This is a genomic window from Limnobaculum eriocheiris (assembly GCF_021010575.1).
GTDB lineage: Bacteria > Pseudomonadota > Gammaproteobacteria > Enterobacterales > Enterobacteriaceae > Limnobaculum > Limnobaculum eriocheiris.
In genome coordinates, this window is record NZ_JAJNAG010000066.1 from 1 (window position 1) to 10,948 (window position 10,948).

Below are 10,948 nucleotides of genomic sequence, written 5' to 3' on the forward strand. Positions count from 1 at the left end.
GTTGCATCTGAGATACCAGGCCAACAGTATTAAATCGCGGCGGGTAATTTCTTATCTGACATCTCGCCAAAACCTACCAGAGTATGGTGTTGGTTTATTAGCGCTGATTTTGTGGGGATCCCTCAGCACATAAGCGGCTAAAAAGGATGAGTCTTAGCCATAATTTTACTATTAGTATAAAATTATTTATCAATCTCATAACAATACATTTGTGAAAAAATAGAATATGTCCGAAATAAATCCTCTTACTCCGCCACGCAATTAAACGTACATTCTATAAACAGTTAATGAGTAGATTCTATGCGAATAAGATCGGCCGGTAACATCACCGTATCGAAGATAAAAGAAAAAGGCACATCAAGATAATAAACTCCATATCCTCTATTAGCCTGATATACCGAATATTTCACACCAGAATAATACTCGTCATGATATCCCGCTTCAAATCGACTGGCAAAACTACCACAGCCACAAAGAAATGAAGAGAGCATAGCTACTACCATTATCTTCTTCACCATGACTATCCTCTTCCATTCGGTTAAACCTTTAAGCCTTCAGACCATCAACCCCGATAAACTAATTGCAGTCAACCAACTCACCCGTCACCTCCAGTACGCAGAGATTACGTTTATTTTTAATGCGATAACATCCACTATCATCACACCAACGGTCATTGGCATAAGATGACTCATCCACCTGATAACGAGCAGTTGAACGCGCTCCGTCGGAAGAATACATCCGGCGATCGGATCCTGAAACAACGGAGCCCGATCTCATGGATTGCGGACGGATAACATAATCATTACCATGACAGTCACTAAGAGATGCAGTGCGATTACCGGAAGTATCAGTATATTTATCCACACATACCTGATAGCTTTCTGCCTGCGCCATTGGCAAATTAAACATCACCGCAAAAGCGATAACGGCTAACAATGCCTGCATATTATATTTCATGTTAATCATTCCCTTTCTATTGCTGATTCTCTGCTATCGGAGATTGCTACACAGATAACATCCCGTTATCCAACGCATTTATCTTTGATATCAGCTTACCTCTCTCATCTCAAGCAGACTTTCAATTTATTAACAAAAAATGCCAGCTCCCATGATGTATGAGAACTGGCACCCAATATTCATATGCGTTTTAAAATTAAGAACTCGCTAATGCTAACTTAAGTCCGAATGCCAGAAATAGTGTACCAATGCATCCATTAGATAGTTTAGCCAACCCGTAACGTTGGCTAAACACAGAGGCCAATGTAGCGCCGCCAAAAATCAATACGGAAAGATACAACATGCTAAAGGCTTCTAATATGCTCCCAAGAATAAAAAAAGGAATCGCCGTGTTGGGATAGTCAGGGCTAACGAACTGTACAAAGAATGAAACATAAAAAATAATTGTTTTAGGGTTGGTCAAACTTAATAACAGCGCTTTCCTGAAAGTGTGTTCTTTGGTTGCTTTTGGCGTTTCTTCTATCGCATGCCCTTCCCTTTTTATTAACGTCGTATAGAGAATGCGTCCGCCCAGATAGAGTAAATAGGCTGCCCCTGCATATTTAACAATGCTAAAAAATAGTGGCGATGTCCGAACCAGTGAAGCAACGCCAATAAACGCCAGAAAAATTAATGTGGCATCACCGAGGAAAACACCCAAAGAAGCTTTATACCCTTCTTTTACACCATGTTTTGCACTACTGGTCAGAACAAAAATAGAATTAGGTCCGGGAATCAATGTAATGAAAATAACACCGATAACGTAAGTCCAGAGGTTTATTACACCAAAATCTTCAAGCATTTTCGTATTCGCTCCACCACACAGAAAATTCGCCCAGACTAACTTTCAGTTCTGCCTTTATCTAAGTGATAATCATCAACTGCCTTATCGGAGAATATACAGACAAATAAACCAAAATCAAATTCAATGAAGAGAATTTAAACCCAAATAAAAACCAAAAGCCAGTTATCTATATATAAATAAACCATAAAAATAAGAATTAAATACCAATTTAATTTTCATTGCAGATAAAAAAGAATTATTGCTTATTTAAAAAATAAATAGCGATTTATTGGATAGTTATGGAATGTTTTATGAACACCCTGATTTACAATCAATGAGAATTATTATCAATTCTATACAGGCAAAACGAAGAATGTTAATATTTTGTTCTATTGTTGAGTCTCTTACCTGTGAGGTTAAAGCTATGCGTTTTCGTTCTCCCCATTTGTTTACTTCCCTGTTAATTTTATTATTCAGTTTAACCCCATCCTCAGTACTGGCTCATGCCCATCTGAAGCAACAGACGCCCGCAGCAGAAAGTGTCCTGACGACCTCACCAAAAGAAGTTTCGCTAAAATATTCTGAAAGTATCGAAGTAAAATTCAGCAAAATAGAGTTACTCGACTCAAATAACCAAATGATGCCCGTTGATAACTTATTTCTGGATACTACCGATAGTACCCGCTTGATAGCCCCATTAAAAACACCGCTGCCGGCAGGGCAATATACCGTTAACTGGCACGTCGTTTCTGTTGATGGTCATAGAACCAAGGGCAAATATCAATTTATGGTAAAACCAGATTAATGAGTCTGGATACCTTCTATATCCTTTTCAGATTATTGCATTTTGCTGCGGTGATGCTGCTATTTGGTATCGCTGTTTTTGTCAGCTGTTTAAGTCATGGAAAATTTCGTTTATCACTTCAGTACGATCTCCGCAGATTATTAACTTATAGTCTACTGACCGCACTGATAACATCGACAGGCCTACTCCTCATACAGAGTGGCTTAATGGGAGAGGGTTGGTCAGATACGATCAAAGGAGAGATTATTGCAGATGTTCTCTCGACCACATTTGGTCAGGCATGGCGCTGGCAGATTATATTTACATTAATCGCCACCTTTTGTCTTTTTCTTCCCCTTTACTGGCGTTTTAATCTGATTACTCTGCTAGCCTTGCTACTATTAATCTCGCTAGGATTTGTCGGTCATGTCACGTTACATAGCGGAATTCTCGGCTGGTTACACCGAACAAACCACGCACTACACTTAATTAGCGGAGGGTACTGGCTGGGTACTCTTATTCCTCTACTGGTTTGCCTGTGCTATTTGTCCGTTAAGCCGTATCGTTCCGATGCCGTACAGACATTAATTCGGTTTTCCCTCATCGGCCATCTGGCCGTTATACTGGTAATCTTAACCGGTATCATCAATACCATACTTATTTTGCAGCGCTGGCCTACTGACTGGTCATCTGCTTATCTGCAACTGCTCGGCATCAAAGTTATTCTGGTCATGATAATGGTTATGATTGCGCTGTATAACCGTTATGTACTGGTACCCAAAATAAATCAGCAAGGCAGTTCTGCCATACGATATTTCTTATTCTGTACCGGACTGGAGATCGCGCTGGGTATTATTGTACTTTCGTTAGTCAGCTTGTTTGCTACCCTTCCTCCAATCTGAGAGCGGTTATACTAAAATTTCATGGTTCTGTTTGCTGTGTGTATTTCAATATAAGCAGTGAATTCCTGCGCAGAGATCAATTGGGGTGATGAAAGCCATAGTGATACATCACATAAGCCACTGACAAAGAAAAACTGATGATTACCAGAGATAAAAAAATCGGCAAAAATTGAACCGGTTTACCCGCCAGCCGGGAAAAAAAGCGAATCAACATCGCCAATGCGGCAGGAAAGATGATAAACATTAATAAGGGCAGACCGGCCATCTGGAACACCTGTAATAAAAGAGCAACCTTGAGCAGCACTCTTATTATAGTGCAAAATTAATGAGTTGCAGTTCTGGGGTCCTGACCATATCGGTTACTACCCTCTGTTGGTCGAAGCATAAGAGAAGCAACGATAAATACTCCGGCCAAAATCAGGTAACCGAAACACCACCACCCACTCTGACCACAATCATGTAAACGTCTTACGTTATACGACAACGTCGTCAATATCGTTACCATCATCAACACACAAGCTACGGTTTCGGTAACTATCCCGCTATTGCCAAACAGGATACTGGTTACGCTGGCTGCTACAAAAAAGAAAACTAACTGTAACAACAGAAACCAAGCAAAATCACGTCTTCTCGCCCTACCGCTATAGTCAAAAATTTGTTTATATCCATTTAGCCAGGCATTGAATATATCTGACACGTTATTACCCTTGAGTTAATTAGCTTCATTCCTTATCTTCACAACCAGCAATTAATATACGTCAGTTACACAGGAATTGAATATTGCCATTCAGTAAATCATCATCGTTATCAACTTAAAAAAGGCTTATTTAACTCATTGCGATTACTCATTAAGTCAGTAAAGCGCCCCATTTAATCAATCTGGCGGAAGGTAAGATTAATACGACAATCTTCCGTATCCGGATGATGGCCCGCTTTTACCGGCAGAATGCCATGGTAGGCCAAACGTGAAGCCCCACCCCAAACCACCACGTCCCCTTGAGTCAACAAGCATTTTTGTACAGTATCACTACGGGAAAGTCCGCCAAATTGAAATACGGCAGGTAAACCAAACGACATTGAAACAATAGGATAGGTAAAATTCTTTTCATCCTTATCCTGATGTAACGACATCTTTGCCCCAATAGCATAACGATTAATTAAACAAACATTTGGCTGAAAATCAGAAAAGCCACCCTGTTCTGCCGCCGCTACTGCCAGTTGGTAAAGCAATGATGCTATCGGTGGCCATGGTTTACCGGTAAGTGGATCTTCGTCGCTATAACGATATCCCTGACGATCCGTTACCCAGCCATAATCGCCACAGTTAGTCATTGCGACTGACATTCCATAACCGCCGGGCGTGGTCATATGGCGAAACGGTGAACATTTAACAACCGCAGCGACCTGCGCTAATATCGTCCTGGCCTGCGGTAGAACAAAATGACGTAAAATCACTGCTCCGGGTGCCAGATTCTCCCGAACCACCTCAGGTGGCTCAAGATGTTCAAACAGATCAAATGTCATGATTATGGTTACTCAAATTCCTGATGAAACGCTTTAACTTTAACATGTTGAAAAAAATATTTACCCTATATTTGCCGCACAGGAATTTTTGCCGCTACGGTTGGCTCTATGTTTGATACCACAGTTTAACTGGACAGGTTCTCCGAATATCAAATAAACAACGGATAATTTGGGTCAAACACAGAAAAGAAAAAGCCCTGATGGCAATCAGGGCGAAGCGAGCAATTTAACAGTACATCTAATTAAGCCATTCGGTGAGGATGCGCTCAATCGCTATATAAACTAATACATAACGATTACTCAAGTCAATAACAAATTTAAGGTATCCTTAGGCGATACCCACCCAGATTGTTACATCCATACGGTAAACCGGTATCAGCTTTTATGATTGAGGCGATAAAGTTCCCACGTATCGAGCTGTAAACCATCTTTAAAAGAACAGACAGAATAACTACCTTTTGTATTTTGCCTTGGCTGAACTTTACCGCCAACGCTGGTGCAATATGTATCAGCCGGGTTTCCCTGCCCACCAATGGCAGCAACATCCTCTGTTTTTGAACCACTGGAACAACCTTGTATCAGTGCGACAACAAATAGCCCTGATGCAATACATGTCAGGTTTATCATTTTTCTCATCAACAGACTCCTATTCACTGATATCTATCAAGCTGGTAGAACACCAGCCCGGGCTGGCAAGACATTAATAACTATAATTCACATCATCAATTATTGCTGACTGATTATTAGCTTATATAACATCATTGTTAATTTTTTAATCATAACAGTTACCCCCTATGGTGCTCATCTTCGGATGATTTTCTGTTATCAAAATTATTTTTACTTTTTAAACACAGCTCGATAATTCAACGGATGACAGATAGGTTGTGCTAAAAACACCGCAATCAGGCACTATTTTTAGACTTTTTATGCATTAAAACACGGTGATTTTATGGGGAAAGTGAGGAATTTTTAGCATAAAAAAACCCGGGCATTTATCCCAGGCTTTTATTAACAATCTATTAAACGTTAACCCATAAGGTCAATCAACATAACAAACTGTCAGGAATGCTGATTAGCAAGCAACAACGTTAACCGCTGATGGGCCTTTAGCACCATTCTCGATAGAGAAAGATACTTCCTGACCTTCTTCTAAAGTTTTGAAGTTTGTTCCCTGAATAGCAGAATAATGTACGAATACATCTTTGCTGCCGTCTTTAGGAGAGATAAAACCAAAACCTTTATCGCTGTTAAACCATTTTACTAAACCAGTCATTGTATTAGACATCGTGTATTCCTCTAACTCTTATTAAATTACCATAAATTATTTGATGGTCTGTTTGTCAGTTTTACTTATGGGAACTAATTAGAAGGAATTCTTGAAGAAGTGATATCAGAGATAACGCTAAATGGCGAACTGCTTTAAATTACTATACATAAATAGGTCTGTACTACAAACCGACGACTATTAAGCCACACTTATCAGGATTACACAATCATTTATTTTCACTACGCTGATATTTTGTCATTAAAAATTGGCATTGATAAATGAACAACGCGTTAATTAGTGAGAGAAATCCGGTCAAAAAAGCAAAAAAAAAATATTGTATTGAATTTAAACGATAAATTTATAAAAGTTAAATTTTAAAGCTTCATACGCAACCAATAGAAGTCATCTGCTTTTCCTGTTTATTATTTATCACAGAATTAAGATGTGCTTAACAAAATGAATTTATTATCACTATTATTAATTTGGTGTTCGAACGGGTATATGTCATTGTAATCAAAGCGGCATTCATCATGTCACTACTACGATTACAATAATAAAAATTTAGATACCAAGATGATTATCCCTGTCCGCTGACGGGGATGTTTTTTTATTTAATCATGCTTCTCCGGCGTTGTCTTATTATCATCAGCCAAAACTAATACTGAAACGGGCTAACTCAATGTCAGAATAGAGCACTTGAAGCATAATATGATTAGGGAGAACAGCCCTGGCTAACTTTATTCATTTGAAATTATTAACAATTATCTCTTATTAGCATCTCTATCGGTGAAAACAGACAATATTTACACTCAAAAAAGCAATTTTACCATTTAACTATCCTGTTGAAATACAAACACATTTCCACCATACCCCAGATTAAAGTGCCGCCCTTGTACCAATTCACCCTAATACTAAACAATTCAAAATGATTAAATGACACGGCAACCGATGGTATGACAAAATCTACGCAACATCTGACTCACGACAGAAACCAAAAGCGCACAACAAAACCTTGTAACTAATTTGAGGAAAACAGATGAAGAAAATAATACCAGTGATATTGATCCTGTTACTCACAGCCTGTTCTTCATATCAGGGTACAGGCGTCAGTGGCGCTGGAGGAAGTTCCGGCGCCAACATTGGTATTGGTACCGGAATCAGTTTTTAAAGCATAACACCATACTCCCTCTAACTTATTGCACCCATCAAATAGCCTTTAATTTCACGCCAGCAAGATTGCTGGCGTGAAGGTTGGATTATGACTATCCGGATAATTTATTTTTTAGTCCAGGCATCTTCCCATGCCAGACCAACTCCGGGTTCATAATAAGCTGGAGCAACATTACACCATGCCCCATTCGGGAATGGACGGCATTGATATGTTTTTCCTTTGTTGGTTGCAAAATCACCTGGCTTCCAGGTCTTTTTCGCTGTCCAGGCAGGATACTTACCCGTATCTCCGGATGGTGTTGGATCAGGTACCGGCTCAGGTTTAGCCGCTGGCGTTACTGTCAATGTATATTCTGCTGCACTGCTCAGTTTTCCATCAGTCACGGTTAAAGTGAACTGATACTGTTTTCCTTCCGTTAATTCCGGAGCAACAAATGACAGGCTCTGTTTATCTTCACCTGTGATAGTTTGTCCATCAGGTATAATCCATGTGTAAGTCAGTTTATCCCCATCAGGATCGCTGGAGTTAGCACCATTCAATACAACATGCGCGCCACTGGTTACCGGACCAGTAGGTCCACTCAGAACAGCTATAGGTGCCGCATTCGGTGTTGGTTCCGGTTCTGGAGTTGGGGTTGGCTCTGGTGTTGGAGTTGGTTCCGGTGTTGGTGTTGGCTCCGGAGTTGGCGTTGGTTCTGGTGTCGGTGTCGGTGTCGGTTCATCACCACCAACAACCTTCACATTAAAGAAATGTTCCACACACCTTCTGTAATCACCTTCTTTAAAGGCAGTAAATGGTGTCTGATATCCAACCAACTGACAAGCATAGGTGCTACCGTCTGGCGTATCAGGACTCCATCCCCAATCCTGTTCCCAATAAATTGGTAAAGCCCCTGCACCACCCGCATCAAACTGCTTCATATTTTTACATCCAAGCACTTCTGAGCCGGAAATCGGTACTTTCAAATATTTAGTTTGCTGCTGATAGTAAGCAATACGATTTTGGGATTGGGCAATTTCAGTTGGACCACCACATTCCACGCCACCGTTAATAATTTGAATTGTCACACCAAATCCTGGTACCAGCCCATTCTCTTTATCATGGGCATTAGGTTGCCAGGTTCCGTCAATGACGTGCAGCATACTTGGTTTTGGTGGTTGCGGATAAACATAGAAGAAAACCGCACTGGCCAGATTTAACCAGGTATCAGCAACTAATTCCGGTTTATCTAACAATGGGCGAACATCGCCAAACATTGCCTCAGAAAACGGGCCATAGTTGTAGTTATAAGAAAGTTGTTTAGCTCCCCGGCCAAAATAACTTAGGAATTTACCATTCTTATCTTTACCACAGGGCCAGGTTTGTCCTTGCCATACTTCCGGATTACATTCCCCGTTATAACCACCAGGATCCCCTTCTTTCCACCCCATTTCTCGTAACCAAACCAGCCCCTGACGCCATTCCGCTTCTGGCCTCCAGCTTTCATGGCCCCCAGTTTCCTGAGCAAAGTGGGCAAACATGGTTGCCAGTCCCTTACGACAAATAGCATCAGAATCACGGCCATCAGTGTAGGTTCCACACACTGCAGGAAACTTACCAATAGCCTTCAAAAAGTTTTCATAGGTATACTCTGGTGCACGTAGAGGAAACAGATAGTTCCAGTCTTCCGGAGAGATAATCTTCTCTACCCGCTTTACGTTCTCCGGGTTAGAAGAACGCCCCGCTGCAATTTGTTCCACAACATCATTACTGGCAGTACGTATAGACTCTTTCACTTTCTGCATTAATGGATCTTTGGTCAGTTCCTTCTCTTTTTTATCCAAATCGCTGGCATTGATCGTATACGGTGCGGCAGTACTACTGACCTGAAGTACTGCATGTGCGGAGAACGTACTGAATACTATTGCAGCAGCAAGTCCTCCTATCATTTTTATTTTTTTTAAAATGCATAGTGTTACCCCTTACCTTAATAAATAAACATACAGAGCAGTTGATTACCCAACATCAAGTAACACTATTAATTTAGTCTATTTAATTAATAATTATTTTTTAACAAATGAGATTTCATTATTCAAAAAGCCCCACTTTTATATATACCTTTTATGAAACAAAAACATGTGAAATTAAACATTCAAAAAATCATAATAAATTTTTTGAATGAACTAACAAAATAACAAATTCAGTGAAAGTATGTTACACAATATTTTTCTTTCCCTAGCCTTATAGTTAAGAGCTATTTACCAAAGTACAAAACAAAACCAATAAAAACAATAAGTAAAAATTAATTTAAAAAACAACCTTAATAAAGTAACTTTATAATTTTATATTTATTTGATTATTTAATGTATTAGTTGGTTTATACCAACCTTATCTCACCCTCCTGAATAGCTCTCTTTTCAAATGACAGATAAAACATTGCATTGCCTGTTTTTTATTATTAATGAAATTTTGACTGTCACTGCCATTATATTTAATGCAATAAATTAACTCTATGATACTCATATTAAAATTTAGTACTATTTTCATTGATGATGAATGTCTGGTCACAACCTTCCTGAAAATATGACTTTTACTTATTAAAAGATCGATTTTAAAACTGATTGCCTTGCTTCACCCGCTATTCCACTGCGTACCTTCAGACGCTGCAATATAATGAAAAGTATGAAAATTGGTTAAGTTATATTCAGTGTGGCGATGAAAACACCATTCCACCCCAATTAACGCGCAAAAGCCATTGACTGAACCCACAAGAGCCGTATAATTCGACCCCACTGGAACACCTGAGGGTGTTTTAGCTGTAGTTATCTCTTACGCTCCCATAGCTCAGCTGGATAGAGCAACGGCCTTCTAAGCCGTAGGTCGAAGGTTCGAATCCTTCTGGGGGCGCCACTTCAATATCTACCCATATCAACTAAAGTCACTTTTCCCATTTAAAAACTGATAGTTGGACGGATTTTCACTCCCTGATACTAACCCTATATCAATCACCATCAACAACATAATGTTGGTATAAGTGGTGGTATAATCTCGTTCAATCAAGTCTGTACCAACAGAGGTGCATCATGGCGTTGACCGATATAAAAGTCAGAACAGCTAAGCCTTGCAGCAAAGCTTATAAACTCACTGATGGCGAGGGTATGCACCTGCTTGTGCATACCAACGGCTCCAAATACTGGCGGCTACAGTACCGATTCGGAAGCAAACAAAAACTACTGGCCTTAGGCGTCTATCCTGAAATATCTTTGGCTGATGCTCGCACTCGGCGGGATGAAGCTTACTGAACCTCAGTATCGTGATTTTTCTGGCACCACAGGGGATCCAAGAGGTGATGCCTATAACGCTCGGGAAAAAGCTCGGTTATTAAGTGAAGGCTGGGAAGAGATTGCCTTACCTCCAACGGATAAAGTGACCAGTCTGGGCCCGAAGACCAGACTGGTTCTTACACCAGAAAAAGCCGCTGAGTTTGGCTTTAAAAAAGAGTGGGAAAAACTGCAGAAGAGACTTTCCACAGATAAACTTG

13 protein-coding genes, 1 tRNA gene and 1 pseudogene are annotated in these 10,948 nt (G+C 40.0%); 6 read left to right on the top strand and 9 right to left on the bottom strand.

Annotated features, from left to right (window positions below):
* Window positions 1–284: 284 nt before the first annotated feature.
* The 3 genes from LPW36_RS16710 to leuE form a co-directional block, all read right to left on the bottom strand.
* On the bottom strand, window positions 285–518 hold the full coding sequence (locus tag LPW36_RS16710) for a YceK/YidQ family lipoprotein (protein WP_230611637.1): 234 nt from the start codon (window positions 516–518) through the stop codon (window positions 285–287).
* A 58-nt stretch (window positions 519–576) separates the two neighbouring features.
* Window positions 577–957 (bottom strand): hypothetical protein, encoded by a 381-nt coding sequence (locus LPW36_RS16715; RefSeq protein ID WP_230611639.1) that lies wholly within the window; start codon window positions 955–957, stop codon window positions 577–579.
* A gap of 196 nt (window positions 958–1,153) precedes the next feature.
* Window positions 1,154–1,798 (bottom strand): leucine efflux protein LeuE, encoded by a 645-nt coding sequence (gene leuE, locus LPW36_RS16720; protein WP_230611641.1) that lies wholly within the window; start codon window positions 1,796–1,798, stop codon window positions 1,154–1,156.
* Between the two features lie 406 nt (window positions 1,799–2,204).
* Between leuE and copC the strand changes: the two genes are divergently transcribed.
* Window positions 2,205–2,585, top strand: coding sequence for a copper homeostasis periplasmic binding protein CopC (copC, locus tag LPW36_RS16725; protein ID WP_230611643.1), 381 nt, complete (start codon window positions 2,205–2,207; stop codon window positions 2,583–2,585).
* Entirely contained in the window at window positions 2,585–3,466 is an 882-nt protein-coding gene (copD, locus tag LPW36_RS16730; RefSeq protein ID WP_268991787.1) for a copper homeostasis membrane protein CopD, read from the top strand. The genes copC and copD overlap by 1 nt, the downstream gene beginning before the upstream one ends.
* Before the next feature lie 76 nt (window positions 3,467–3,542).
* Here copD and LPW36_RS16735 read toward each other — a convergent pair whose 3' ends face one another.
* From LPW36_RS16735 to cspE, 5 genes are all read right to left on the bottom strand, one after another.
* Window positions 3,543–3,731 (bottom strand): hypothetical protein, encoded by a 189-nt coding sequence (locus LPW36_RS16735; protein WP_230611645.1) that lies wholly within the window; start codon window positions 3,729–3,731, stop codon window positions 3,543–3,545.
* Between the two features lie 57 nt (window positions 3,732–3,788).
* Complete coding sequence (locus tag LPW36_RS16740; protein WP_230611647.1) at window positions 3,789–4,163, bottom strand: DUF805 domain-containing protein; 375 nt, start codon at window positions 4,161–4,163, stop codon at window positions 3,789–3,791.
* 173 nt (window positions 4,164–4,336) lie between these two features.
* Window positions 4,337–4,990 (bottom strand): DNA oxidative demethylase AlkB, encoded by a 654-nt coding sequence (alkB, locus tag LPW36_RS16745; protein WP_230611649.1) that lies wholly within the window; start codon window positions 4,988–4,990, stop codon window positions 4,337–4,339.
* 375 nt (window positions 4,991–5,365) lie between these two features.
* Window positions 5,366–5,626, bottom strand: coding sequence for a putative hemolysin (locus LPW36_RS16750; RefSeq protein ID WP_230611651.1), 261 nt, complete (start codon window positions 5,624–5,626; stop codon window positions 5,366–5,368).
* A gap of 436 nt (window positions 5,627–6,062) precedes the next feature.
* Window positions 6,063–6,275: a transcription antiterminator/RNA stability regulator CspE gene (gene cspE / locus LPW36_RS16755; RefSeq protein WP_108899827.1), complete on the bottom strand. Its 213-nt coding sequence runs from the start codon at window positions 6,273–6,275 to the stop codon at window positions 6,063–6,065.
* Window positions 6,276–7,293: 1,018 nt separating this feature from the next.
* Here cspE and LPW36_RS17800 point away from each other — a divergent pair.
* Complete coding sequence (locus LPW36_RS17800) at window positions 7,294–7,425, top strand: hypothetical protein (RefSeq protein ID WP_268991788.1); 132 nt, start codon at window positions 7,294–7,296, stop codon at window positions 7,423–7,425.
* Between the two features lie 107 nt (window positions 7,426–7,532).
* Here LPW36_RS17800 and LPW36_RS16760 read toward each other — a convergent pair whose 3' ends face one another.
* Complete coding sequence (locus LPW36_RS16760; protein ID WP_230611653.1) at window positions 7,533–9,356, bottom strand: chitinase; 1,824 nt, start codon at window positions 9,354–9,356, stop codon at window positions 7,533–7,535.
* 884 nt (window positions 9,357–10,240) lie between these two features.
* On the opposite strand from LPW36_RS16760, the gene LPW36_RS16765 reads away from it, so the two are divergent.
* From LPW36_RS16765 to LPW36_RS16775, 3 genes and pseudogenes are all read left to right on the top strand, one after another.
* Window positions 10,241–10,317 (top strand) — tRNA-Arg (locus tag LPW36_RS16765).
* A gap of 173 nt (window positions 10,318–10,490) precedes the next feature.
* Window positions 10,491–10,703, top strand: a pseudogene (locus tag LPW36_RS16770) (Arm DNA-binding domain-containing protein); the annotation flags it as partial.
* Window positions 10,696–10,948 (top strand): hypothetical protein (locus tag LPW36_RS16775; protein ID WP_230611655.1); only part of this gene is annotated, 253 nt, incomplete at its 3' end. The pseudogene LPW36_RS16770 and the gene LPW36_RS16775, both read left to right, overlap by 8 nt.

Bases quoted from the DNA above. Each gene is read 5' to 3' on its own strand.
- LPW36_RS16710 (WP_230611637.1), bottom strand. From the start codon at position 518: ATGGTGAAGAAGATAATGGTAGTAGCTATGCTCTCTTCATTTCTTTGT.
- LPW36_RS16715 (WP_230611639.1), bottom strand. From the start codon at position 957: ATGAAATATAATATGCAGGCATTGTTAGCCGTTATCGCTTTTGCGGTG.
- leuE (WP_230611641.1), bottom strand. From the start codon at position 1,798: ATGCTTGAAGATTTTGGTGTAATAAACCTCTGGACTTACGTTATCGGT.
- copC (WP_230611643.1), top strand. From the start codon at position 2,205: ATGCGTTTTCGTTCTCCCCATTTGTTTACTTCCCTGTTAATTTTATTA.
- copD (WP_268991787.1), top strand. From the start codon at position 2,585: ATGAGTCTGGATACCTTCTATATCCTTTTCAGATTATTGCATTTTGCT.
- LPW36_RS16735 (WP_230611645.1), bottom strand. From the start codon at position 3,731: ATGGCCGGTCTGCCCTTATTAATGTTTATCATCTTTCCTGCCGCATTG.
- alkB (WP_230611649.1), bottom strand. From the start codon at position 4,990: ATGACATTTGATCTGTTTGAACATCTTGAGCCACCTGAGGTGGTTCGG.
- LPW36_RS16750 (WP_230611651.1), bottom strand. From the start codon at position 5,626: ATGAGAAAAATGATAAACCTGACATGTATTGCATCAGGGCTATTTGTT.
- cspE (WP_108899827.1), bottom strand. From the start codon at position 6,275: ATGTCTAATACAATGACTGGTTTAGTAAAATGGTTTAACAGCGATAAA.
- LPW36_RS17800 (WP_268991788.1), top strand. From the start codon at position 7,294: ATGAAGAAAATAATACCAGTGATATTGATCCTGTTACTCACAGCCTGT.
- LPW36_RS16760 (WP_230611653.1), bottom strand. From the start codon at position 9,356: ATGATAGGAGGACTTGCTGCTGCAATAGTATTCAGTACGTTCTCCGCA.